Origin of the sequence: Mycobacterium branderi (genome assembly GCF_010728725.1) — a bacterium.
In the GTDB taxonomy this organism is placed as follows: Bacteria; Actinomycetota; Actinomycetes; order Mycobacteriales; family Mycobacteriaceae; genus Mycobacterium; species Mycobacterium branderi.
In genome coordinates, this window is record NZ_AP022607.1 from 520,808 (window position 1) to 544,935 (window position 24,128).

21 protein-coding genes are annotated in these 24,128 nt (G+C 64.3%); 12 read left to right on the top strand and 9 right to left on the bottom strand.

The window, feature by feature from the left end:
- Positions 1-4: 4 nt before the first annotated feature.
- The gene (locus G6N47_RS27560) at positions 5-1,909 is read left to right on the top strand and encodes a proton-conducting transporter transmembrane domain-containing protein (RefSeq protein ID WP_232080446.1); all 1,905 of its coding nucleotides are present in this window, start codon (positions 5-7) and stop codon (positions 1,907-1,909) included.
- Between the two features lie 17 nt (positions 1,910-1,926).
- Here G6N47_RS27560 and eno read toward each other — a convergent pair whose 3' ends face one another.
- A complete protein-coding gene (gene eno / locus G6N47_RS27565) occupies positions 1,927-3,192 on the bottom strand; it encodes a phosphopyruvate hydratase (RefSeq protein WP_083134751.1) in 1,266 nt (421 codons plus the stop codon).
- A gap of 122 nt (positions 3,193-3,314) precedes the next feature.
- Here eno and G6N47_RS27570 point away from each other — a divergent pair, with 122 nt between their 5' ends.
- From G6N47_RS27570 to G6N47_RS27615, 10 genes are all read left to right on the top strand, one after another.
- Positions 3,315-4,394: a DUF190 domain-containing protein gene (locus G6N47_RS27570; protein WP_083134750.1), complete on the top strand. Its 1,080-nt coding sequence runs from the start codon at positions 3,315-3,317 to the stop codon at positions 4,392-4,394.
- A gap of 6 nt (positions 4,395-4,400) precedes the next feature.
- On the top strand, positions 4,401-5,492 hold the full coding sequence (locus G6N47_RS27575) for an MFS transporter (RefSeq protein ID WP_211281518.1): 1,092 nt from the start codon (positions 4,401-4,403) through the stop codon (positions 5,490-5,492).
- A gap of 925 nt (positions 5,493-6,417) precedes the next feature.
- A complete protein-coding gene (locus G6N47_RS27580; RefSeq protein ID WP_083134749.1) occupies positions 6,418-6,687 on the top strand; it encodes a hypothetical protein in 270 nt (89 codons plus the stop codon).
- 110 nt (positions 6,688-6,797) lie between these two features.
- Positions 6,798-6,995: a glutaredoxin domain-containing protein gene (locus tag G6N47_RS27585; protein ID WP_083134748.1), complete on the top strand. Its 198-nt coding sequence runs from the start codon at positions 6,798-6,800 to the stop codon at positions 6,993-6,995.
- A 33-nt stretch (positions 6,996-7,028) separates the two neighbouring features.
- A complete protein-coding gene (locus tag G6N47_RS27590) occupies positions 7,029-7,472 on the top strand; it encodes a hypothetical protein (RefSeq protein ID WP_083134747.1) in 444 nt (147 codons plus the stop codon).
- Positions 7,469-8,140, top strand: coding sequence for a hypothetical protein (locus tag G6N47_RS27595; protein ID WP_139799776.1), 672 nt, complete (start codon positions 7,469-7,471; stop codon positions 8,138-8,140). Before G6N47_RS27590 ends, G6N47_RS27595 begins: the two co-directional genes overlap by 4 nt.
- A 324-nt stretch (positions 8,141-8,464) precedes the next feature.
- A complete protein-coding gene (locus G6N47_RS27600; protein ID WP_083133788.1) occupies positions 8,465-9,004 on the top strand; it encodes a hypothetical protein in 540 nt (179 codons plus the stop codon).
- Positions 9,005-9,234: 230 nt separating this feature from the next.
- Positions 9,235-9,549: a hypothetical protein gene (locus G6N47_RS27605; protein ID WP_083133712.1), complete on the top strand. Its 315-nt coding sequence runs from the start codon at positions 9,235-9,237 to the stop codon at positions 9,547-9,549.
- Positions 9,550-10,171: 622 nt separating this feature from the next.
- Entirely contained in the window at positions 10,172-12,994 is a 2,823-nt protein-coding gene (mobF, locus tag G6N47_RS27610) for a MobF family relaxase (RefSeq protein WP_083133713.1), read from the top strand.
- A gap of 265 nt (positions 12,995-13,259) precedes the next feature.
- Positions 13,260-13,502: a hypothetical protein gene (locus G6N47_RS27615; protein ID WP_139799662.1), complete on the top strand. Its 243-nt coding sequence runs from the start codon at positions 13,260-13,262 to the stop codon at positions 13,500-13,502.
- 49 nt (positions 13,503-13,551) lie between these two features.
- Here the strand turns inward: G6N47_RS27615 and G6N47_RS27620 are convergent, their stop codons facing one another.
- On the bottom strand, positions 13,552-14,079 hold the full coding sequence (locus tag G6N47_RS27620) for a ComF family protein (RefSeq protein ID WP_139799663.1): 528 nt from the start codon (positions 14,077-14,079) through the stop codon (positions 13,552-13,554).
- Between the two features lie 232 nt (positions 14,080-14,311).
- On the bottom strand, positions 14,312-15,217 hold the full coding sequence (locus G6N47_RS27625) for a DNA-processing protein DprA (RefSeq protein ID WP_163659934.1): 906 nt from the start codon (positions 15,215-15,217) through the stop codon (positions 14,312-14,314).
- Between the two features lie 289 nt (positions 15,218-15,506).
- Between G6N47_RS27625 and G6N47_RS27630 the strand changes: the two genes are divergently transcribed.
- Positions 15,507-16,337: a FadR/GntR family transcriptional regulator gene (locus G6N47_RS27630; protein WP_083133716.1), complete on the top strand. Its 831-nt coding sequence runs from the start codon at positions 15,507-15,509 to the stop codon at positions 16,335-16,337.
- A 72-nt stretch (positions 16,338-16,409) separates the two neighbouring features.
- On the opposite strand, the gene G6N47_RS27635 is transcribed toward G6N47_RS27630, so the two are convergent.
- From G6N47_RS27635 to G6N47_RS27660, 6 genes are all read right to left on the bottom strand, one after another.
- Positions 16,410-17,222, bottom strand: coding sequence for a mycofactocin-coupled SDR family oxidoreductase (locus G6N47_RS27635; RefSeq protein ID WP_083133717.1), 813 nt, complete (start codon positions 17,220-17,222; stop codon positions 16,410-16,412).
- 1 nt (position 17,223) lies between these two features.
- Positions 17,224-18,543, bottom strand: a complete 1,320-nt coding sequence (locus G6N47_RS27640) for a cytochrome P450 (protein WP_083133718.1) — start codon at positions 18,541-18,543, stop codon at positions 17,224-17,226.
- Between the two features lie 56 nt (positions 18,544-18,599).
- Positions 18,600-19,784: a CaiB/BaiF CoA transferase family protein gene (locus tag G6N47_RS27645; protein WP_083133719.1), complete on the bottom strand. Its 1,185-nt coding sequence runs from the start codon at positions 19,782-19,784 to the stop codon at positions 18,600-18,602.
- Positions 19,777-20,697, bottom strand: a complete 921-nt coding sequence (locus tag G6N47_RS27650) for an SDR family NAD(P)-dependent oxidoreductase (RefSeq protein WP_083133720.1) — start codon at positions 20,695-20,697, stop codon at positions 19,777-19,779. The genes G6N47_RS27645 and G6N47_RS27650 overlap by 8 nt, the downstream gene beginning before the upstream one ends.
- Positions 20,698-22,530 carry a flavin-containing monooxygenase gene (locus tag G6N47_RS27655; RefSeq protein WP_083133721.1) on the bottom strand — a complete coding sequence of 611 codons (1,833 nt, stop codon included), beginning with the start codon at positions 22,528-22,530 and terminating at the stop codon, positions 20,698-20,700.
- A gap of 66 nt (positions 22,531-22,596) precedes the next feature.
- Positions 22,597-23,988 carry an aromatic ring-hydroxylating oxygenase subunit alpha gene (locus tag G6N47_RS27660; RefSeq protein ID WP_083133722.1) on the bottom strand — a complete coding sequence of 464 codons (1,392 nt, stop codon included), beginning with the start codon at positions 23,986-23,988 and terminating at the stop codon, positions 22,597-22,599.
- Between the last annotated feature and the right edge of the window lie 140 nt (positions 23,989-24,128).

Here is a 24,128-nt window from a genome sequence, read left to right on the forward strand (position 1 = left end):
CGTCGTGAATTTGACGGCGGCCGTGCTGTTCACAATCGGCGGAGCGTTGGGCTTAGCCGGTCGGTCCGAGCGACTCGAACTCGGCGGCCTGGCCGGTCTGGGGCCGGCCAACCTGACCATCGACCGGTTGTCGGGCCTGTTCCTGGTCATTTCGTTCGGAGTTGCCGTCCCGGTCCTGATGGCGGCGGCGGCACCGGCGAACCGGCCCCGTCCCCGCCTGCCGGCCGCCGCCGCCATCGGGTTGGCGGCCGTCGCGGTCATCGTCACCGCGGACAACTTCTTCGTACTGCTCTTCGGTTGGGAGACACTGACCGTCGCGTTCTACCTGATGGCCGGCTACGACCGCGATCTACCAGGCCGAGTTGCCGGGTCGGTTATCACAGTCGTTTTCGGCAAGGCCAGCGGCGCAGCGATACTGCTGGGCGCACTGCTGCTGGTGGGGCGGACGCACACCTTCGTGTTCAGCCCAGAGATGGTGGATTCACGCAGCGCTGTCGGTCAGGCCGCCTATGCGTTCCTGTTGCTGGGCTTCGGCATCAAAGTCGGCATCGTTCCCGCGCATATCTGGGTGCCTCGCGGCTATGCCGCAGCTCCCGGGCCGGCACGCGCGGTGATGGCCGGAGTCGCGGTCAACGTCGGCTTCTACGGGATGTGGCGCACGCTGGACGTCCTTGGTGCGCCGCCGGTGTGGCTAGTATGCACGGTCCTGATCGTTGGGGGGGTGACCGCCATCCTGGGCATCGCCCATGCTGCGGTCAATCCCGATCTGGCCGCGTTGATCTCGTGGTCGAGTGTGGAAAATGCGGGCGTGATCATCGCCGGGTTCGGCGTGGCGCTGGTTGGCGCTGCTGCGGCCGAGCCGAAATTGATCGCGGCCGGACTGGTGGCCGGCACCGCCCAGGTGATGACGCATGCCTTGGGCAAGGCAGCGTTGTTCGTCTCGGCTTCTGCGATCGAGCAGGCGACTGGCACCACCGACCTCGACCGGCTGGGGGCCGTCGTTCGTCGCCTGCCCTGGGCCGGGACGGGTTTGGTGATCGGGTCGCTGACATTGGCTGGCGTGCCGTTGACCGCTGGCTTTGCGTCGGAGTGGTTCACGCTGGAGTCGCTGATGCAGCAGTTCCGGGTATCGAGCCTTGCCATGCAGCTTTCTACCGCAGTGAGCGGTGCCTTGGTCGCCTTGACGATCGGTATCGCAGCCGTGACGTTCGTGCGGGTGGTCGCGTTGACGGCGTTCGGTCCGGAGCGAATGGGTGAGCCGCCGATGGATCCGGATGGTGCGCGGGTGGATCGTGAATGGCCGTACCGACTCGGCATAGCCGCCTTGGTGGCCGGCTGCCTGGGCGCCGCGGCCTTCGCGCCGCTGCAGGTGCGGCTCATCGGACGCGGCTTGACGCCGATCGTGGGCGATCAGGCGTCGGGCGCCAACGCCAAGCCGTGGGTGCTGCAGCCGGTCTACGCCGACTTCTCCGCGCTGTCCCCCACGTGGCTCTGGATCGTGTTGCCCGCAATGGCAGTCGTGATTGCCGGCTTTGCGGCGTTGTTCGCCGGACGTAACCCTTTTCGGACACGCCGGGTGGTGCCGTGGTCGTCCGCATCGCCTGGGGTCGACCGGGGAGTGGGCTACACCTCGTTTGCCTACGCCAACCCGGTCCGCAATGTGCTGAGCACCATGCTGTTGACGACTTCTGGATTGGTCACATCCACGGATGAGCCGACCCGAGGCCTGACTTACCGTGTCGACGTCGTCGACCTTGTCGAGCGGTACTTCTATCGGCCGCTGACCGTCGGCACGCTCTATGTATCGCGAATTGCCAAGCGGCTGCAGTCGGGTCGGCTCGATGCATACATGGCCTACATGCTGATCGCGGTGCTGGCCGTGCTAGCGGTGGTGATCGCTACCTCGTGATCACTAACTCTGGGATGTCAATGGCGGGGCAATCCGAACGCCAAATCAGCATCGGCGGCTATTTCGAGCAGCCGGTTGTATTTGGCTACCCGCTCGCCCCGGGCAGGGGCACCCGACTTGAGCTGACCGCACCCCGAACCGACTGCCAGGTCGGCGATGAACGAATCGGACGTCTCGCCGGAGCGGTGCGAAATCATCGCGCCGTACCCCGAGGCTCGGCAAACCGCCAAGGCGGCAAGGGTTTCCGAAACCGTCCCGATTTGGTTCACCTTGATCAGGGCGGCGTTGGCGATACCCGCGCTCACCGCGGAGCTGATCAGCTCGGAGTTGGTGACGAAGTTGTCGTCGCCAACCAGCTGCACGCGATCACCGAGCGCGCCAGTCAGCTTCCGCCAGCCCGCCGTGTCGTGTTCCCCCATCCCGTCTTCGATGCTCCACACCGGATATTTTTCGACAATGCTGATGTAGCGCTCGATCAGCTCGTCGCTGCTAAGCGATTCAGCGCACAGCCAGTAGCGGCCGTCGCGGTGGAATTCGCTGGCGGCGGGGTCCAGCGCGATGGCGACGCCGCTATGCCCGGCCGTGTATCCGGCGTCGTCGATGGCCTCGGTCAGAAGCGCCAGAACCTCTTCCGGGGAATCGATTTCCGGTGCGAAGCCGCCCTCATCCCCAAGCCCGGTCGCCAACCGACGATCGGCCAATGCGGATCGCAGCCGTCGATACACTTCGGCCCCGGCCCGGATCGCTTCGGGCAGCGACGGCGCGCCGACGGGAGCGATCATGAACTCCTGGAAGTCGAGTTTGTTCAGCGCATGTGCGCCGCCATTGACGACGTTGAAGTGTGGCACCGGCAGCCGAGGAACCACGCCGGCAGGAGTCAGCCACTGCCACAACGGTTGTCCGGACTCTCGCGCGAACGCCCGCGCCGCAGCCATCGACACGCCGACGATCGCGTTGGCACCCAATCGCGATTTGTCGACAGTGCCGTCCAGTTCCCGCAGAGCTTGATCCAGCTCCTCGAGGGAAGCGAACGAGCGATCGATCAGGGCGTCCGCGATGGGACCGTTGACGTTTTCGACCGCCCGTCGCACACCCTGCCCGGCGTAGCGCTGGTCGTCGCCGTCGCGCAGCTCGATGGCCTCCCGCGTGCCGGTCGAGGCGCCGGCAGGTACTCCCGAACGCACCTGGGTTCCATCGGGCAATGTGGCGGTTACCGACACAGTGGGACGGCCACGCGAGTCGAGGATCTCTATCGCCGATATCGACGAAAACCGTACGGCCATCTGAGTTCCTTCCGTCGTGGCCGAGCAGCCACGGACGCTCCCATCAGGGTATCGCACCGGGTGACCTTTGGGCACAGCATTTCAGCTGAAAGCCCTTGAATCGCAACGAAAAGGAGGCGTCCATGGATGAGGATTGTCTCAAGCTCACCGCGTACTTCGACGAGCGCCAGCGCAGTGGGCGTCGCTTCCTGGCCGACGCAATCCTCGACCCGTACGGCCAGCGCCAGATCGCGTCGAGCATCGTGCTGCGTGGCATCACCGGCTTCGGTACCGGGCGTCACCTCAGGAGCGATCAGTCGCTGACCCTGTCCGAGAATCCGCCCATCGCGGTGATCGCCGTGGATACCAAAGCACGGGTTGAAGAAATGCTTGACTCCTTGCTGGCGATCGAGCGATGCGGTCTGCTGACCATGGAGCGCGCCCGTCTGCTGTACGACGACATCGGGCCGATCGAGTTATCCGACGAACTGCACGAAGCGACGAAGCTGACGATCTACGTCGGCCGCAAGGAACGCGTCTACGGTGTCCCCGCATATATCGCGCTGTGTGAGCTGATGTACCGGCGAAAGCTCGCCGGCGCCTCGGTGTTTCTCGGCGTGGACGGCACCTTTCATGGGAGCCGCCAACGTGCACGCTTCTTCGGCGGCAACGCCGACGTCCCGGTCATGATCATCGCCGTCGGAAGCGGTGAGCACATCGGCCGGGTACTTCCCGAACTCGGCGGTCTGCTGCGGCGCCCGTTGATCACCGTGGAACGAGTGCGCGTCTGCAAGCGCGACGGAGAACTGCTGGAACGCCCGCACGCGCTGCCGGGCACCGACGAACACGGTCTGGCGCTGTGGCAGAAACTGATGGTCTACACATCGGAATCGGCACGCCACGACGGCATGCCGATCCACCGCGCGTTGGTTCAGCGGCTTCGGCAGCATAAGTCATCCAGTGGTGCAACGGTATTACGCGGAATCTGGGGATTCCACGGTGATCACGAGCCGCACGGCGACAAGCTGCTCTCGCTCAGCCGTCATGTCCCGGTCGTCACGATCATCGTCGACACCCCGGCCAACATCGCCGCATCCTTCGACGTGGTGGACGAGCTCACCTCGGAGCAGGGACTGGTGACCAGCGAAATGGTGCCCGCGCTGCTGACAGCCGCCGACGGTAACGGCAACGGCGGGCCAACAATCGCCCACCACAACTACTAGAGCGCCATGACCCTGCGCCCAGAGGACCGCCGGCGCGTCTCGCCTGCAATGAAATTCGTGTTGATGGTCGGCGTAATGAGTTTCTTCGCCGACTTCACCTACGAAGCATCCCGCAGCATCGTCGGCCAGTTCTTGGGCTTGCTTGGCGCCGGCGCACTGGCCATCGCGGTGATCACCGGATTCGGCGAACTGCTCGGCTACGGATTGCGCCTGTTCTCGGGACGCGGCGCAGACCGCACCGGACTCTATTGGCCAATCACGATCGGCGGCTACATCCTTCAGATGTCGGTGGTGCCACTGCTGGCCCTGGCCGGAAGTTGGCAAGTCGCCGCCATCCTGGTAGTCGCAGAACGGATCGGTAAAGCCATCCGCAACCCGCCCCGGGACGCGATGCTGTCCCACGCCGCCAAAGAGACGGGCTACGGCTGGGGCGTCGGCGTCCACGAGGCGCTCGACCAGTTCGGCGCCATGGTCGGCCCCTTGCTCGTCTCGTTCGTCGTGGCCAGTACCCACGACAACTACCGGATTGCCTTTGCCGCACTTGCCGTTCCGGCGGTGATCATGCTGTCCCTGCTGGCGTTGGCCCGGCTGCTTTACCCACGTCCGCAGGACCTCGAACCGATAACCACACAGATGCAAGTGCAGGGGCTGCCCCGAGTGTTTTGGACCTACCTCGTCGCCGCCGCATTGGTGGCCGCCGGCTTCGCCGACTTCCCGATCATGGCCTTCCACTTCCAGACAGCGGGAACCGTCTCGGCCACCTACACGCCGATCTTTTACGCGGCCGCAATGGCGGTGTCCGGCACTGGTTCTCTGGTGTTCGGACGACTGTTCGACCGATTCGGAATCGGACTGCTGGTACCGCTAACAGTGATCGCCGCGGCGTACGCGCCGCTGGTCTTCTTTCGGCGGATTCTGGCCAGCCTTGATCGGCAGCTGTTTGTGGGGACTGGGCATGGGGGTTCACGAATCGATCGTCCCGGCCGCCGTAGCGCCGATGGTATCGCCCACCCGGCGCGCCTCCGCCTACGGCCTCTTCACCGGCATCTACGGCATCGCCTGGTTCGCCGGCAGCACAGCCATCGGCGCGCTCTTTAGCGTCTCGCTCGGCATCGTCGTGGTATTTGCCCTTGTCGCTCAACTGGCTGCAATCCCCTTGATTTTGGTTATCCGCCAACGCAGCTCCGCCGCTATGGACTGACATGCAACCGGGATAACTTGGTGTTTGAAGGCTGGCATGGGCGGTTGACTTATTTCGGCAACTCGGTTCGTAACCGCATCCTCCTCGAAGAAGGACGCGGCATCAATCCGAGGACGGTTTGGCAGCTCGGCGAAAGGCTTTCCCGTCTGACCATCGCGTTTGGCTTCCGCGCCCGACGCGGCTGTAAGTCTTGGTGACGTTTCTTCGGGGTCCGCCTCATGCGCTCTCTTGAGGTCCCGTCGCCGATCGGAGTGGATCTGGGCCGCGCCGCCTACGGGCGCGCCACTCGCGCGTCAAGGGCGCTGCGAGTGGCCTTCGCGATGTCTCCGGCCACCCTTGACCCGCGAGCCTCTGCACGCCCTCCTGCAGGCGTCGGGGCAGGTCAGTGACCTGCCGGCGGCACTGGCGCGGCCCAGATGAGGATCCTGGGTGCCGCGGGAATTCGACCTGGAGAGACGTGCGTAGATCGCGAATAACACCCTAAAAATGCATGAGCGAAGTCTGGTGACCGGCCGGCGGGAAGCGCGGTACGGAATACTTCGAGGGCCCGCGCTTTCAGCCTTCGCCGACGCCGTTACCATGATTTTATACACATGCCTTTACCAATTTCATTAATACCACAGCGTCAACACATAATGCGCTTAAGGAAAATGGCGATAAGATGACGAATGCGAGTAAAAAGAACTTGCTAGCACCTGGCGCTCGATATAAAATCAATACAAGGAACTACCATTTCAGTTCTTCGTTATCGCAAGATCAACAATTGATGCGATAACGGTCGCCTGAACCAACATACGGGTTCTGCAGCAAAAGGAACATCACATGACCATCAACGCCTATATCGACGACTACCTGGCCGAACTGCTCGGCCAGGCTCGGTCGGAACTTCTCGCGGACCTCGCCGCCGGCATCAGCGCCATGCAGCGCGCTGCGGCCACCCTTGAACATCTGCGCAGCAACCACCTGCACGACATCGAGCTCATCGAGGGTCGCGACGGCCGCGACGTCGCATCCTTCCTCGACGACAGCGTCCGCTTTGGTCGAGCTGCCTATGCCGTCGTCCACATGGTCATCGACAAAGAGAAGCACTAATGGACGCACCCGCATGTCGCAGAGATTTTCGCGCTGATCGCAACGAACCGAGCGACGGCACGGTGCCACCGTCTGACTCCGAGCGCAACAGCCACAGAGTTGACAGGGAAATGCAATGCAAGGCGACCTTCCACGCGCTAGACCGCGAAGGAATCACCTACAGCGCCGTCGACATCAGCGAAAACGCCGACGCGCGCGATTACCTGCTGAGCCTGGGCTACCTGCAGATTCCCGTCGTCGTCGCGGGCGCCGAGCAGTGGGCCGGATTCAGACCAGACCGCATCCGCGCTCTGACCGGCGCCGCCTGAACACCGCTGTCCGATCACGAACGGAAAACCACCGTGTACCAACTCATCGTCGACACCGAAGCCGGCATCACCACCAGCGACCACCCCGATCGCGCACACGCCCACGCAGCATTGATGCGTTACATCATCGACCGCGACTACTACCTGCGACTCATCCGAACCAGCCAGCCGCACAGCATCTATGAGCTCCTCCAGTTGCGAGACCTCGGCGAGTACGGCCAGCTGATAGACCGGCGGCCGCGCAGCGCCGGACACGCCATCATCGAAGAATTTATCCCCGACCCGGGCGTGCCAACCAAATCCCTCGACAACGCCGCCGCGGAGGCACACCGCTGGCTGGACGACCACCGAGCCCTGCAGGAGCACGGCGCCGAGGATGACCCCGGCGCCGGCTACCCGCTGGCCACTGCTGCAACGCGAGTCATCCCGCCCAACACCCCGCCAGCCCCGCTCCAGCGGAGAGCCACCGCACCATGAGCGCAGCACCACGACCACCGGCCCTACAAGTCATCGCCGACACCGAAACCATGCGTTCGGCAGACGAATCGCCCAGCAGGGGCAACACCGACGCCGCCGACGGCATCGGTGACCTGCGCGCCCAGACCGTCATCACACAGTGGGATCCCGAGCACCAACTCGTCGGCGCGCTGATGCACCTCAGCGCGGTCGAAGCCCAGCCCATCGTCGAGCTTGTCCCCGCCACCGCCATCCGGCGACCCATGACCCGCTGGGCCTACGAAATCATCAGCGCGCTTGCCATCCAGGGCCGCAACCCCGACCCGGTCATCGTGCTGCGTACCGCCGAACACCAATCACCGGCAGACGACTCGACCGAAAGTGCCCTCAGCACAGAAAAATACGCGACCAAAAACCGGGCATGGCGACACCACCAGCTTGCGATCTACCTTGCCGAGGCCTACACCGAAGTCATCACACCCACCAACGCCCATGCCTACGCCGGCGAGGTCCTCGACACCGCATACCGGCGCGCCTTCAGCAATTACGGCATGCGGATGCAGCAACTGGCCCAGTGCGGCGCCGAACGTGCCGATCTAACCGAGCAATTCAGCATCATCCGCGACGACCTCGCCGAGCTGTGGCAACGCGCCGAAGCCGCCGCCACGCCCGAGCCGGATCAGGCATGAGCGGCCGTCGCCCGCATCTGCCGTCGGCCACTGTCGCACAAGACTGAGCGCGCGCGCCGGCGCGCGCCATGGCCGCCGCCCGGCGGCCAACCAAATCCGTAGCTCCCCAACTTCTTTAGCCGTTAGCGCGCGCCGAGTGCCGACGCCCGCGTCGGAACCGAGGCCGTTTCCGGCCTCTCAAGCAAGCTCGCTGCGCTCGCGCGCGGCCGAAAATTCCTCCTCCGCCGACGCGGACTCTTCGGGGTTGACCCCGCCACCCCGCCGGTCCCCCCGCCCCCAGCGCCAACCGGCGCACCAATCACCTTGACCGAACGGAGAACAACAATGAGCACGTCCGCACGCGCAACCCACGTCACCCCGGCAGCCATGATCACCCACAGCGTCGCACTGATCCGCGGCCAGCAGCACGCCGACATCTCCGTCTACCACGCCCGCACCAGCGACGCCCGGATCTCGCTGACCTTCAGCGGAATTCTATTGGTCATCTACACCTGCCACGCCGCCCAAGGACTACTCGAAGCATTCGCCGCAGCCCGCGGACACATCGCCCGAGTGCCCCGCGAAATCCCCGCCCCTCGCGCCGATCTCACCGAACCATCAGCCCGAGTAGCACTGTCGATCGAATGGACCCGCCGCCCCGAATACGCGGTCGCCGCCCAAACCTCGCTGAACAAGCTCAAAACAGCGCGCATCCACTGGATCGACCTCTACACCGGCCCGATCACCTGGCAGATCCGCGACCAAATCGGATTGCTGTCCACCCTCGAGCTGCTCACCCGCGTGCACCGCACCGCCACCGCGGTATTCCCCGACGGCGACCTCCACAGCGCCGACCCGACCAGCCCCGACTTCCACGCGGCCTAGCGCCAGCACCACCAACCCGGCCGGTTCCGCCCCCCGTGGAGCCGGCCGGGGCCTCCATCCGCCGGATGTTTACGGGCGCGGGCATAGCCGCCACAAGGTCCACGAACTTCTGGCCATTAACTGCGAGCGGCCCCCACCTCCCATCGAAACCGCCACGTCAAGCCTCTCGAAAACTCATGACCCACCGGCCACACCGACGCTGGCATACTTCATCGAAAAGAGAACCTCACATGGACATCGACTACGGGCTGGCCTACGACTTCATTGACGACCGCGACGGTCGTCCCCTGCAATTGCGGTTCCGATGCGACTGGATGCCGGCCGATTCGGCGAACACCGTCGAAGCCACCGGCCAACTCATCGCAATGATCGCCGACCCTCTGCGCACCGACTATGCGGACATCGTCACGATCAGCCGACCCCACGTGCAATGCGCGGACATCGAGAAGGCCCTCGATGACTGGCAGACCTGGGCGATGCTCACCGACGAAACCGTCAATCTCGCCGAGATCCGGCGGCGCATCCACGCCGCGGGCCTTGACTAAGCCCCGACGCCCCACCACTTCACTGTGCCGATAGCGCACTGCGCTAACCGCGCATCAGCGTCAGGCCGCCCGCCCGAAATACGCGCCTGCGCCGAGACCCCATCCGGGTTGTGCGGCCATTAACTATTGGCCAACCAGCCCGTTACCTAACCACTGCAGCACATGCGCACCAACCAGCAACGCCAGCACCACGGCCTCGACAGCGACAACCACCAAACCCATCCAAACCTTGTGCATCCGAGCCTTTCCCGCAACCAGCCCCACGCTCGGCCACCAACGCCCATGGCAGCCCGCGCTTTTCCGAAACTGCGGCGGCGACCGCCGCAGAAAGCTCGCACCGTTACCGAAACCCGGCCGGGGGCAGCCCCTCATCTCGCACAGCTCACTCACCTGCACCACTACACAACCACCACGCCTCACGGCCAGCCTAAAACCCCCACACCCAACCCCCGACACCAAATTCAACCCGACGCCCCAAACCCACCCCACGGATATCCAACACGCCCAAGAGACTTCGGCACATTGGCACAAGTTGTGCAATACTGCTTTCGGCCGCGCGTTGCGCGGCCGAAAGCCTGGGCCGTCAGCGACGGCCTGTCCCGCGGTGGTGAGGTGGCAAGGCGTGCTGACGATTTCGCGGCTGTCGCGGTGGAGCATCGACTATTACAACGACACCGCCAACAAAGCCAAGCAGGCCGCGATGGACCGTCACCGCGCCAACGGCGGGCTCGGCGAGTACTACACCGAAGGCGATACCCGCGCTCCCACATGGGTAATCACCGGTGATACCGCGGCGGTGGGAAGGCTGACCGGCTTAGACGGCGCCGCACTTGATGGAGGCTTCGCCGACACCGAGACGGCGGCGCGTTGGCTCGACGACGGGATCGCGCCCAACGGAGCGACGGGGCGGGCGTTCACCGAGAAAAGCGTGCACGGATTCGATTTGGTTTTCGCCGCGCCCAAGAGTGTGTCGCTGATCCGGGCGTTGACTGATGACGTCGCCGAGAAAGTAGTTGCCAATGCCCACATCAAAGCCGTCCAAGCCGCCCTGACCTATCTGCACGCCCACGCCGGATACACCCGGGTGCACAACCCGCTGACCGGCACGAAGGACCTCGAGCGGTTGCCCGGCTTGGTGGCCATCGCATATCAACACGAAACATCACGCTGCGGCGACCCACACCTGCACACCCATGTGATCCTGCCCAACCGCCAACCTCGCGCCGACGGCAAGCTGGTGTCGATCGATTCCAAATCCCTGCACCACGAAGCCAAAGCCGCCGGCATCATCTATCAGGCCGTGTTGCGTCACGAACTTCATGCTGAGCGCGGTTTCGAATGGACCGGGGTCGAAGCGCATTCCGGCATGGCCGAGATCGCCGGGGTGGACAGGGACTCGATCAAGGTGTGGTCGCAACGCTCGACCCGGCTGCGGGAGTGGGCGAAGGACAACCTCGTGATCGTCGACGGCCAACCCACCGCCGCTCAGCTTGCGGCGGCGCAAAAGGCCACCCGTCCGGCCAAGCCGGAATCACTGGCGTGGGAGGAGCTCAAGGAGATGTGGCGCGCAGACGAGCGCGGTCTGACGCTGGTGCGCGATGCGCATTTCGCAGCGCGCGATGAGCGCCGCCGCGCTGCGCGACGTCCATTGGACCGCGCGCGTGTCGCCCAGATGGCAGCGCACATCGACAAGGCCGCGTTCACGCGCGCCGACATGGTGGAAATCGTTGGCGCGCAGCTGCCGGTTGACGCGCCCGGTGACCCGCGTGCGCTTATCGAGGCGATCGTCGACGAGGTCAGCGTGCGTGTCAGTGCGAAGCGGGAGGCTCAGCACCGTGAGGGCCATGAGAAGTTCACCGTGGACGCGGTCATCGCCGAGGAGGAACGAGTCTTCGAAATGGTCGATGACTCGGATGCGCGGTCCCGGCTGGATGTGCGCGCTGAGGACCTCGGCGATCTTTCGCCCGACCAGGAGCGCGCCATTCGCAGCATTGCGGTCTCACCGTTTTTGGTGCAGCCGCTGCAAGCCCCGGCCGGTGCGGGTAAAACGCACTCGCTCAGGGCGCTACGCGCCGCCGCGCGCCGGGCGCGCAAGGAAGTCCTTGTGCTTGCGCCCACCGGCAAGGCCGTCGACGAGGCCATGCAGGAAGGCGCCGGCGATCGCGGCCTGACCGTCGCCAAAGCGTTGAAACTGATCGAGGACGACGAACTCGATGTGGACCGCTCCACGGTGATCGTCGTCGACGAAGCGTCGATGGTCGGGACGCCCGCGTTGAAGAAGCTGCTGTCCTGTGCGGCGATTGGGCGCGCCAAGATGGTGCTGGTCGGCGATGCTTACCAATTGTCGCCGGTGCGCGCACGTGGCGGCATGTTCGAGCACCTGTGCGCGGATCTGCCGTGGTCCCAGCGCCTCTCCGAGGTGTGGCGGATGAGCAATCCCGAAGAACGTGACGCCTCCCTGGCACTGCGCTCCGCGCACGGCAACCGGCTCCGTAAAGCGGTCGGCTGGTATCGCACCCACGGTCGCCTGCACACCGGTGACCCCATCGCGATGGCCGCCGATGCCCGCGACGCCTACCTCGCCGACCGGGCCGCCGGCAAGGACGCACTGCTTATCTGCGATACCTGGGAAATGGCCGATGCGCTCAACCATCGCCTGCATGACGCACTCACTGGGCCAGGTCCCAGTGTGCGCTGCGCCCGCGACCAAACGATTCGCGTCGGCGACATCATCATGAGCCGCAACAACGACGCCACAATCGTGGTGCAGCCCGGTGCGCGGCATCGGCGCGCCGATCGCATCGACCAAGTTCGCAACGGCAACCGCTGGCTGGTAGCGGCCGTCGACGCCAAAACCAACCGTGTTGCCGCCGAACGCACCTCCGATAAAGCCCGAGTGGTGTTCGAAGGGGACTATCTGCGCGAGCACGTCACTTTGGGTTATGCCGCCACCGTGCACTCGGCGCAGGGCGTGACCGCCGACACCGCGTACACCATCCTCGGTGAAGGTTCCACACGTGCGATGCTTTACGTCGCGATGACCCGCGGCCGCCACAACAACGAGGCCTTCATTTATCAGCGCATCACCGGCGAAGCCGAGCACGAACACTCCACGCCCGTTGCCGGAGCCGACATCCACATCCTGCGGCGCGGTAACAAATACTCTGCCGCACACTACTTCCGGATGATTCTGGCCAACGACGACCGACCGCGCACCATGCACGCGGAAGCCGATCGCACCGAGCGAGGCCTGCTGCCCGAGGTTGTCGCGAACCTCCTCAAACGTCAAGACCAACGCAGCGCCGCTCGCACCGCAGTGTGGCGCGAACACACTGCTGCGGAACGCGACAGGCAAGCCGCGTACCAGCGGATGGCCGGCACGACTACCCGTGAACAGTCGGCGCGTGACCAGGGTGTCCAGCTTGATGATGGGCTCGAATTGTGATCGCGTTCGGACGCCACTCGCAGTCAATTACCGTGCGGGTGAGCGCAGTTGATGCAGGCCGGCATGGCTTCCGGCGGTTGTTATGCACCACTCGGGTGCGACGCAATCCCCGGGCGCAGCGGTCTGGGCCAGCGGGCCGTCGACCGCGACGATAATCGCTGACTCCAGTGGCAAGCTTGAACCCATGAACAACGGCGGTGTCGGCGGGCCTGCAGTCCGATTGTTCCCGGAGTACAGCAGAGTTTGGCCGCTCTGGTCGCGGAACATGCCAGGTCTTGATTACCCCATCTCCCCCGCCGACATCGGGATTTCCGACACGCTTACCACTCGGATCAAAAGGTGGAATGACGAGTGGGAGAAGAACTTTCATCAGGAAGACGGCTGGAAGCATGGCTTCGACACCAAAAAGTGGGCTGCCGAGGGCGAAGCCATCGCCGAACTTCTCGAAGACGAGTTGCCCGGCATCTCGGTGGTGCGTGAGTACGGCTGGTGTCTTTCGGGCGAGTAGTTGGTCGCCGGATCATTAGGCCCGGTGGCCCGCTCCAGACACTGCCGAGTTATGGACATTTGCCACCGGTCACAGGGCAAATGGTGGGGTCGTAGTCGCGCTGCAGCCTGGTCGCGATGAAGTTCGTGGCGATCCCGGTGCGCGGGCTCAGCCAGCGGCCGATGACCATTACGCTGACCGCGCTGGCCCCGGCGCGGCGGACGGCCAAAGCGGCTGACTGCGCATTGGACCCGGTGGTCCACACGTCATCGAGAATGAGCACGTGCCGGCCCTTGAGGCAGGCGGCGGGCCGGAGCGCGAACTTGTCGTTGACGGCGCGATCACACACCGCATCCGGTGCCGGCGCCAGCGCGACGGTTGCACTGGCCGCTTTGATCTGCCGCGCGAGGTCGGCGAAAGGGTGCCGACCGGGCCGTCCGGTCAGCGATGGAATGACCAGGCGCAGTGAGACGGCCAGCCCGGCCGCGCTGGCAATGCAGCGCTCATGCAGCGCAATGCCAAGCTCCAGAAGCCGTTTGACGATCACGCTGTGTTTCTCGCGAATTGCGCGGACGGGGTTGTCCTTGTAGCGGTGCAACAAATCTGCTGATAGCGTGCCGGAGACCGCATATGTCAGCGGCGCCACGATGTCGGCCAGCCCGATCCTGCACAGGTGCTGACTGCATCGCCAGCACCGGTCGAACCCGTCCACCGGCGCAGCGCAAACCCGGCAAGTGATTCGCGGTTCGCGGATCACATTGCGCAGATAACCAGCGGCGCCCCGCACGCAGGCTGGAATGTCCTGTGGGGTGTCGTTGAGCTGCAGCGCATCAGGCCCCGACATCGATATCACACGCCACCTCCTCGACAATGCGCAGCACCTCCGCGGTTCCGCTCGCCACGTAAACGCCTGGCTGCTGCAACAATTCGCGGCCCCAGCGGGTGGTTTCGGCAACCGCATCGGCCAAGATCAGCGGTCGCGCTGACTGGGTGGCGTAACGAGCGTGCACACGCGACCCGCTGTACTCGGCGGCCTCCACGACCACTGATGCGCAGGAGAGGCCGGCCATCGTCGCGTTGCGAAGCCGCAGGGTGTGCTTAGCCGGCGAACAATCCGGCAAGAACTGGGACACCAAGGCGCCCGTGGTCCCGACCTGGTCATGAAGGGCGCGGCCGGCCTTGGGATAGGCGCGGGTGATGCCGGTGCCCAGCACTGCGACGGGACGGCCCCCGGCGGACAGGGTGGCTTCGTGCGCTGCGGTGTCGACGCCGGCGGCGAGACCGGAAATAACGGCGATCCCCCGCTTGACGAGTCCCCGAGCGATGTCTGCGGCCATCCGACGGCCGCGGGACGACACTTCGCGAGACCCGACGATGGACACGCCAACCTCATCGGCAGCCAGTCTGCCTTTCACAAACAGCAGGGGCGGAATCGGATGAATTCTTCTCAGCTGCAATGGATATCCGCCGTCGAGGACTGTCAGCAGCTCGAAGTCGGCACCTCGCCATTCGGCCAGCCGATCCCGCGCCCGCGCCAGTGCTGCGTCAGACTCGCGCAAGCCGTCAAGTGTCAGCGGATGCAACTCGTCCCATAGCGTGGTCGCCGACCCACGCCGCACAACCTCCGCCGCAATAGTCGACCAGGCCGTGTAAACCTTCGGCGAATCGACTGCTCCTAGTTCTTCGAGGAGCGCGAGAAGCGCTGCACGCTCGTCCTTCGTGCACGGACCGTCCATGCCCGGGACCTTAGGACCGCCGACCGACATGCCGGGGCTCGCTTGCGGGTGCCTGAAGCGAGAGCAAAGGTTGCCGTCGCGCACAGGAGGTTGACGGAAAATCGTTGGCGGCGAGAGGTGCTATATCTTCGGTAACTTTGTCCCGTCGTGGTTGGTCGCCGCGCCGGGGCTTTTCGAGCAGGTTGGCTGGTATGCCGATTGTTAAGGCCATTATTGTTACGCTTGCACCGATCGAGTTCGTGGGGCAGCGACCGCGTACTCCATCCGTTTGCTGCGCTGCTGGGACCGCATGACTGCGTTGGGAATTGGCCCTGAGGCACGACGTCGTTTGTCGGCGCCTCGGATCGGCGAGTTGGTTGCCGCCGAGTTGCGGCGTCAGATCATTGATGGCGAATTGGCCGATGGCGACCTGCTACCCCGCCAAGACGTGCTTGTCGAGCGGTTCAACGTCAGCCTGGTCTCACTGCGTGAGGCGCTGCAGATTCTGGAGACCGAAGGTCTGGTGTCGGTGCGGCGCGGTAACCGGGGCGGGGCAGTTGTGCACGCGCCGGCCAAGTCCAGCGCCGCCTACATGCTGGGCCTGGTGCTGCAAAGCGAGTCGGTCGGCATCGCCGATCTGGGTGCGGCATTGCGGGAGGTGGAGCCCGCATGCGCTGCGTTGGCTGCGCAACGGCCCGATCGCGCCGACAGGTTGGTGCCCGAACTCAAGCAGCTCAACGATGAGATGGCGGAGCATCTGGACAACGGGCCCGGATTCACCGAAATCGGCCGTCGCTTCCACGATCTCGTTGTGCGTGGCTGCGGAAACCGCACCATCATCGCCGTTGTCGGGACCCTTGAGACGCTGTGGACCAGCCACGAACAGCAATGGGCCGACGAGAGCGCGGCGCGCGGCAGCTACCCGTCGCTGGGCAAGCGGCGCGCGGTGCTCAACACTCACCTCAAGCTGGCCGAGATGATCGAGGCCGGCGATGTCGACCGGGCCCGTCGCATTTCCGCGCGCCACCTCGCCGATAGCCAGACCCACACGCTGACTGGCCGGCCTGATCAGCGCATCCATGCGTTGTCCTCGCAAATGCTGTCCCGTCAGTGGGAAAGTCGCGAACTGATGGATCGTTGAGTCGAGCGTCGTCCAGGCTGATCATTGCGCACCGGGGCCACAGCGCGGAGACCGATCTGCATCAACTGTCCTCTAACGCTTATTGAGGAACCCCGCATCGACTGGCAGTGTGATGCCGGTGACGTAACGCGCCGCGTCGGACACCAGCCACGCGACCGCGTTGGCGACGTCCTCGGGCTGCAGCACCTGTACCGGCAGCGCGTTTTCCAGGCCCATCGGATTGCCGGCGGACATCTTTAGAAGCCATTTTTGGGTGAACTCGTTGTTGATCATCGGCGTATCGACGCCGGCGGGATTAACAGAATTCACCCGAATGCTGTGCGGGGCAAGCAGGTTGGCATACACCCGCATCAATCCGACCATGCCGTGCTTGGCCGCGGCATAGCCGATTGCCCCGGCGTCGGGGCTGCCTACCCCGGCCAGTCCGGCGGCCGAACTGATCAAGACGATGGACCCCCCACGGCCTTGATCGATCATCGTCGGTGCCGTCACCTCGATGGTGTGGTAGGCGCCGGTGAGGTTGACGTCGATCACGTCGCGCCAACCCTCTTCGCCGGCTTGCATCGGGGCGATCCCGGCGTTGGCAACGACGATGTCCACGCGGCCGAATTGCGCTAAGCCGGTTTCGAGCGTTGCCGTCAGCGAGGCGGGGTCGCGCACGTCGCCTTTCATGGCGACGATCCGGGCGCCCGTGTCCTCGACGAGCTTGATGGTCTCGGCCAGGTCATCTGCCGTGCTCATGGGGTATTGCACGGATGGGATCTGATCGCACAGGTCAACTGCAATGATGCTGGCGCCTTCCGACGCCAGCTTCACCGCATGCGCGCGGCCTTGGCCGCGGGCGGCGCCGGTGATGAAGGCGACCTTTCCGTCCAGCGATGACATGTCAGCCGCCCCTCCCAGTGCGCGTCGGCTTTTGCACCTGGATCATGATCGGCTCCCCTGGTGTGAACTCCAGGTGCAGGGCTGTCAGTCCGCGAAGGATGTAGTCCGGGGAATAGGCGTAACGGCGGTTGTCGGCTGGCCCGTGATGTGCCTCGCAGATCCGAATGTCGGCCATCCGGTCGAGAATGCATTCGAGACTTACCCTGGCCTCGATGCGCGCCAGCGGGGCACCCGGACAGCTGTGTACACCCCTTCCGAATGCGAGATGCTGACGCACATTGCGGCGATGAGACCGAAACTCTGCCGGGCATTCGAACCGGCCGGGATCCCGATTGGCGGCCCCGGGCAACAGCATCACCGTGGTGCCCGGCGCAAGCTCGACGCCGCCGATCTCGGTGGCGACGCGGGTGAGCCGGAAGTGGCTTTTGATGGGGCTTTCGATGCGCAACATCTCTTCGACAAAGTTGGGTATGCGCTCACGGTGATCACGCAGTGCGGCCTGAAGCTGTGGCTGCTCGGCCAGAACTTGCAGCGAATTGGCCAGCAGACGCGCGGTGGTTTCGTGGCCGGCGAAGAACAGCGAGGACGCAAGGTGCACGATGTCTGTCACTTCCGGCGACGACCCATCGGCAAACGTCGCCGTCGCCAACTCGGTGAGTATGTCGCATCGCGGTTCTCGTCGGCGCTCCTCAATATAGGTGGTAAACCACCGGTCGAGTTCCGCCGATGGGTTGATCGTGATCGTGCCGTCGCTTCCCTGTCGTGAGCCCATGTCCGCCCCGAACCATCGGCGAAATGTTGCGTGGTCGGCTTCGGGCACGCCGAGAAGGTCGGCGATCACCAGCAGGGGGAATGGGCGGCCGTAGGCCTGGACGAAATCACAGCGGCCGTCGGCGATGAACTCGTCAAGCAGCCGGTCGGCCAACCCCCACATGAAGTCCTCATTCTCCTTGAGCCGCTTGGGCGTAAACACTCCATTCAGCAGTGCGCGATGCTGGGTGTGCTGCGGGGGGTCGAAGCAGACAAGGTTTTCGGAGCCCCAGGGGAACTGGTGGCGATGGGATTCAATCAGCGCCGAGATGTTGTCGCCTTCGGGTGCGAACGGCAGCGGCGGGAACGGGCCGACCGCCGCGTTGACTGACGAGAACGTGTCGGTGTCGCGATATACCGCCAGCACGTCGTCGTATCCGGTCACCGCCACTACCCCGTGGTGTGGTTCGCGAAACGCCGGGCAGCTCGAACGGAGATGTTCGAAGTACGGATAGGGGTTCTCGACTACGGACGGATCGCTGAAAAAGTCGATGCTATCGAAGTCGGCCATCCCACTGCCCTTCCTGGATTCCGGCGGTCACACTTGTGCAGCGCATGACCTGATCACTACATCGGGCGGCGCACTGGGTTCGCCTCCACCGCCAGACCGAGTTCGTCGAGCACGTCAGCAGTGTCGGCGCCGAGCTGCGGGGCCGGGCCGGCGACCCGGCCCGGGGTGCGCGAAAACCAGGTCGGCACACCGGGAAACCGCACCGGGCCGTGCGGGCTGTCCACCGTTTCGAAAAACTCCGCGGCGTTCAAATGCGGGTTGTCGAACAGGTCGGCAGGCGCGCCCAGCGGTGCGGCAGGTATTTCCAGTTCGCGGAACAGCTTCAGCCACTCCTCGGTCGTCCGCTCCTTCAGCGTCTCGGCCACCAGGGCATAGACGGTGTCGATCCGGCGCGCGCGTTGCTCGAGGGTGGCGTAGAGGTCACTGGCCCACGCCGGCTGCACCGCGTCGATGAACGCCGACCACTGTTTATCGTTGTAGATCAGCGCGGCGATGTAGCCGTCGCTGGTGCGATACGGCCGACGATTGGGCGCCACGGTCCGCGGATAGACCGCCGGCCCGAGCGGCGGGTCGAACATCGCCCCATTGGCGTGCTCGACCAGCATGAACGACGCCATGGTCTCGAACATGGCGACTTCCACCTCTTGGCCTTCAAGGCTGCGTTCGCGGTGAAACAGCGCCATCATCGTTGCGTAGAGCGCAGTCAGCCCAGTGACCTTGTCCGCGATGATCGTTCCGACGTAGCTGGCCTCACCGGTCAGCTGCTCTTGAACGCCCGGCAGCCCGCATTCCGCCTGAATGGTGTCGTCGTAGGCGGGCAGGTCGCGGTCCGGCCCGCGCCGGCCGTACCCGTAACAGTTGGTGTAGACGATGCCGGGGTTGATGGCCGCGACGTCGGCGTAGCTGAACCCGAGTCGCGTGATCGCTTCGGCGCGCATCGAGTGGATGAACACGTCGGCGGTTTCCACCAGCGCCCGCAGCACCGCCGCGCCGGCCTCGGAGCGCAGGTCGAGGACGACGCTGCGCTTGCCGCGGTTGACGTTGACGAACACGCCGCTCATCGACGGCTCGGGTCCCACCGAGATGTAGCGAGTGTCGTCCCCGCCCGGTGGTTCAACCTTGATCACCTCAGCACCCATGTCGGCCATGATCTGGGTGCAATAGGGCCCCATCACCATCGCGGTGAGATCGACCACCCGCACCCCGGCAAGTGGGCCGTTGCCGTTACTGCGACTACCCATGCGGAACCCCCTTGGCCATCTCGAAGCTGTAGCGAAGATGGTCGCGATGACCGTCTGGCACAACCGGAAACATCACCGGTGCGTCCATATTGCGGATCGCCTCGAGCTGCTCGCTCACCAGCTCGATCGACCACGACGGGCGATACACGCCGGGGGTTTCACCGATCATCGCTCGCGCCACCCGGCCGGCGACCGCGATCAACATCTCGCCGGTGACCGCGCACGACTCGTGAGCGAGATAGCCCACCACCGGCGCCACCAGCTCCGGCTCCATCGCCGGGTACGCCGAAATATCCAGGCCCTCAGCCATTCTGGTCACCGCCGACGGCACGATGACGTTACAAAGCACGTTGTCGGCCGCACCTTCGAGTGCGACGACATTGGCCAATCCGATGACACCCGTCTTCGCGGCAGCATAATTGGCCACCCCGCAGTTGCCGTACAACCCGCTGATCGACGACGTCACGACGATGCGACCGTAACGGGCCGCGCGCATGAGCGGGAACGCCGCACGCACAACATGGAAGGCGCCCCGCAGGTGGACATCGAGCACGGCGTCGAAGTCCTCATAGCTCATCTGCCCCAACGGGGCCCGACGAACATTGCCCGCGTTGTGGATAAGGATGTCGACGCGCCCGAAATGGTCTATCGCCGCTTCGACGATGCTGGCGCCGCCGGCGGCGGTGGCCACCGATTCGGCACACGAGATGGCCTGACCACCGCCTGCCCGTATCTCGGACACCACCTCCTCGGCGGGCCCGGAATCGACACCCTCGCCAGTCAAGGCTGCGCCGATGTCGTTGACGACGACCTTCGCACCGCGAGATGCCAGCAGCGATGCGTAGGCGCGCCCCAGCCCACGGCCCGCGCCGGTCACGACCGCGACCCGATCGTCGAATCTGAGTTCAGACATTCATCTTCCAAGCACCAAGCCGTCGAGTTCGCCCTTGGCGCGCCAGTGCTCCAACAGGTCGGTGAACGCGTAAAAGCCGGGCCCGTACTGTTCACCCAGATACGAGCGAATCCCTTCGCCCCCTCCCCCTCCTTCGTTGTTGAAATACCCGGGGGTGCACTCTATTTCGAACCGGCTGTTGTCGATTGCGGTCTCGCGCATGGTCGTTATCCACTGGTCCTGGGCCTGGCGGGTGGGCTCGACAGTCGTTGCACCACGTGCCAGGGTCTCGGCGATGATGTAGGCGATGTGCTCACCCTGCAGCTCGTAGTTTGCGGTGATATTGGCCGCCACCCCGAGTTGGGTGAAGCCGGTGAAGAACAGGTTGGGAAAACCGCAGCTCGTCATGCCGTGGAAGGTGCGAAACCCGTCCCGCCAGTTATCGAACAAGGACAAGCCGGCACGGCCCTCGATCGTGTCGATGCTGTAGCGTCGGCTGATTTCAGTGGAGATCTCGAAGCCGCTCGCATAGATGATGCAGTCCACTTCGTAGTCGACTCCGTTGGCCACCAGGCCCTTTTCCGTTACCCGTTCCACACCCTGCGACGCCGACACGTCGACCAGCGTGACGTTCGGGCGATTGAACGTCGGCAGGTAATCGTCGTTGGAGCACGGCCGCTTGCAGAAGAATCGGTAGTACGGCTTGAGCGCCTCGGCGGTCTCGGGATCTTCGACGATGCTGTCGACGCGGCGGCGCAGCCGCTCCATTACCTTGAAGTCCTCCTCCTCCTGCAGTGCCATGAACTCCTCTGCAGTCAGCTCAGCTGGGTTTCCCCGCGCGATAATCCGCGCGGCCGTATTGCGGCCCAGTTCAGTCCAGAAGTCGCACACGAAGTCCGGCTGGCCCGGCGCGCCGCCTTCGAAGGTCCAGGCATGAAAGTTTCGCCGGCGCTCCTTCTGCCATCCCGGCTGCAACGTTTTCACCCAGTCGGGATCAGTCGGCCGGTTGTCGCGCTCGGCAACAGTGGAAGGTGTGCGCTGAAAGACGTACAGGTGCTTGGCGTAGCGGCCCAGGAACGGGATAACTTGAATAGCGGTAGCGCCCGTGCCGACGATCGCGACCCGCTTGTCGGCGAGCTTGTGCAGTCCTCCGGTGGCATCTCCGCCCGTGTAGTCGTAGTCCCAGCGCGCCGTGTGAAAGCTGTGTCCCTTGAAGTCGTTGATCCCCGGGATGCCGGGCAGCTTCGGCCGATGGTGGCTACCGGCGCCCAGAACGACAAAGCGTGCCCGGATGTCGTCATTGCGGTTGGTGCTGATCCGCCAGCGCTTGACCGATTCGTCCCACTGCAAGGCGCGCACCCGGGTGGAAAATATCGCTGAATCATAGAGGCCGAAATGCTTGCCGATGCGTCGGCAATGCTCGTAGATTTCCGTTCCGTCCGGGAACTTCTTGGTCGGGACATAATTCAGCTCTTCGAGAAGCGGTATGTAGCAATATGATTCGTTATCGCACTGGATACCGGGAAAGCGGTTCCAGTACCACACGCCGCCGAAATCTCCACCGAATTCGATAATTCGGACGTCCTCGACACCGGCCTTCTTCAGATCGGCAGCGCACAACAGGCCGGCGAAGCCTCCGCCCAGGACGGCGACGTCGATGTCCTCCGAGATCGGGTCGCGGGCCACCACTGCCGTGTACGGGTCGATCTCGTAGTAATCCTCATAGTCGCCCGAGAGCTCGATGTACTGCTTCGAACCGTCTGTGCGCAGCCGCTTGTCACGCTCCTGACGGTACTTCTCTCGCAGCGCCGAGAAATCGAGGTCTTGTGGCGTCTGGGTGGGCCGGCACGTCATACGTATGCCTTGGAAACTGCGACGGCGTGCAGCGCCGGATCCATACTGTGCACAGTAAACAGGGTTCTAACTCTCACGATCGTTCTCCCCTGCAAGGGTTCGTGGCTCGCCAGTACCCATGTACTTCGCGAGCTGGCGGTGGAGATTGGCCGTGCTGCGCTCGCGATACGGATTGGGCTTCGTGCCGGGAAAACCCAGAGATTTCATACCCTGCTGTACGGCAGCCATGTTAGAGAAGTCCTGCGGTAAGACGCTGAGCCATCTCGGGTCACCTGCCGGTGTGTACTCCCACTGCGTTTGTGGCTCTTCGCCTTTCGGGAAAAGCTCGTACACCGAGACCTCGAAGGTGCACTTGTCGGGGTTATAGCCGCACGGGCGGGCGCTGTAGCACAGCGCGCTCGTCAGACCTTGCCCGATCTGGAAATTCGGGAAAATCTGCCACGCGGTGCCGCTCTTGCCGAGCACTTCGGGATCAATCGTCGGCCATATGACTCCGCGTGCGGCGTCGTCGCGGCGCGCCGAATTCAGCCAGTGTTCGAGCACCTGATCGGGCGGCGTGCCTTCCGGCAGCTCGTCTACCAGACGGAGTGCGGCATCGACCAGCGTCTTTGTCGTGGTGGCGTTGGTTTCTTGCAGGGTGTAGAGCTGCATCTCGGCGGTTGACACCCGGGCGTCGCCACCCGTACCGAGCCGGATCTTCGACTTGGTCTTCTCCAGATCTTTGGGCGCCTCATAGCCGATGTTGCTGTGCTTGCCCTGTGCTTTAGCCCAGCCGCGGAAGTCGCCGAACTTGTTGAACTGTGGATGTGTGGTGGCGACATGGTAGGTCTCGTTGAAGGCTTCCATGGCGACCTTCCAATTGCAGTCGAAATGCAGCCATTTGCGCCATTTGCACCGCATGTTCTGCAGCTCAAAGGGATCCAACATGCCGGCCGCCGGCTCCAGGTAGTCGCGCAGCGGCTCACAGTCCGGATCCATGTTGATCCAGACCCACCCGCCCCAAGTGTCGACGTTGACGGCGCGCAGCCGGGTGTTCCCGGGCGTCAGCGCGCCCTGCCAGTCCTGCTGCTCGGGTATGTGGATGCATGCCCCATCGAGCCCGTAGGTCCAGCCGTGGAATCCGCAGACGAAGGACTTTCTTGCCCGCCCGCAGGCATTCTTGGCACCTTCGGGGGTATCCACCAGCCGACGGCCGCGATGCATGCAGACGTTGTGGTGTGCGGTGTATTCGTCGGCGCCGGTACGCACCACGATGATCGAATCGTCGAGGATGTCGTAGGTGAGGTAACTGCCGATCTCGGGAAGGTCTTCGACGCGGCCCACCTGCTGCCAAACCTTGCGCCACAGTCTGTCTCGTTCGGCGCGGGCGTATTCGGGTGAGATGTAGGCTTCGACGCCGATCGTCACCGGCGCGGACAGCTCCTCAACGGCGTTCTTGTCGCGATCGGTGATGTTCATGGTTGATTCAGTCACGGTGACCTCGCTTCCTGAACCGGATCGTGCGCGGCGGTGTGGCGGCACGAAAGGAACATTTTTGAAAGAACGGAGCAGACTCGTCGGCCGCGAGGCGCGGTGGGGGGGCTCAGTCGACCGCCCCC

What these genes read in the sequence shown, in the direction of transcription:
- G6N47_RS27660 (WP_083133722.1), bottom strand. Translation starts at nt 23,988, where the DNA reads ATGAACATCACCGATCGCGACAAGAACGCCGTTGAGGAGCTGTCCGCG.
- G6N47_RS27650 (WP_083133720.1), bottom strand. Translation starts at nt 20,697, where the DNA reads ATGTCTGAACTCAGATTCGACGATCGGGTCGCGGTCGTGACCGGCGCG.
- G6N47_RS27570 (WP_083134750.1), top strand. Translation starts at nt 3,315, where the DNA reads ATGGATGAGGATTGTCTCAAGCTCACCGCGTACTTCGACGAGCGCCAG.
- G6N47_RS27625 (WP_163659934.1), bottom strand. Translation starts at nt 15,217, where the DNA reads ATGGACGGTCCGTGCACGAAGGACGAGCGTGCAGCGCTTCTCGCGCTC.
- G6N47_RS27640 (WP_083133718.1), bottom strand. Translation starts at nt 18,543, where the DNA reads ATGGCCGACTTCGATAGCATCGACTTTTTCAGCGATCCGTCCGTAGTC.
- G6N47_RS27615 (WP_139799662.1), top strand. Translation starts at nt 13,260, where the DNA reads ATGCCAGGTCTTGATTACCCCATCTCCCCCGCCGACATCGGGATTTCC.
- G6N47_RS27585 (WP_083134748.1), top strand. Translation starts at nt 6,798, where the DNA reads ATGCAATGCAAGGCGACCTTCCACGCGCTAGACCGCGAAGGAATCACC.
- eno (WP_083134751.1), bottom strand. Translation starts at nt 3,192, where the DNA reads ATGGCCGTACGGTTTTCGTCGATATCGGCGATAGAGATCCTCGACTCG.
- G6N47_RS27575 (WP_211281518.1), top strand. Translation starts at nt 4,401, where the DNA reads ATGACCCTGCGCCCAGAGGACCGCCGGCGCGTCTCGCCTGCAATGAAA.
- G6N47_RS27580 (WP_083134749.1), top strand. Translation starts at nt 6,418, where the DNA reads ATGACCATCAACGCCTATATCGACGACTACCTGGCCGAACTGCTCGGC.
- G6N47_RS27630 (WP_083133716.1), top strand. Translation starts at nt 15,507, where the DNA reads ATGACTGCGTTGGGAATTGGCCCTGAGGCACGACGTCGTTTGTCGGCG.
- G6N47_RS27600 (WP_083133788.1), top strand. Translation starts at nt 8,465, where the DNA reads ATGAGCACGTCCGCACGCGCAACCCACGTCACCCCGGCAGCCATGATC.
- G6N47_RS27655 (WP_083133721.1), bottom strand. Translation starts at nt 22,530, where the DNA reads ATGACGTGCCGGCCCACCCAGACGCCACAAGACCTCGATTTCTCGGCG.
- G6N47_RS27645 (WP_083133719.1), bottom strand. Translation starts at nt 19,784, where the DNA reads ATGGGTAGTCGCAGTAACGGCAACGGCCCACTTGCCGGGGTGCGGGTG.
- G6N47_RS27595 (WP_139799776.1), top strand. Translation starts at nt 7,469, where the DNA reads ATGAGCGCAGCACCACGACCACCGGCCCTACAAGTCATCGCCGACACC.
- G6N47_RS27635 (WP_083133717.1), bottom strand. Translation starts at nt 17,222, where the DNA reads ATGTCATCGCTGGACGGAAAGGTCGCCTTCATCACCGGCGCCGCCCGC.
- G6N47_RS27605 (WP_083133712.1), top strand. Translation starts at nt 9,235, where the DNA reads ATGGACATCGACTACGGGCTGGCCTACGACTTCATTGACGACCGCGAC.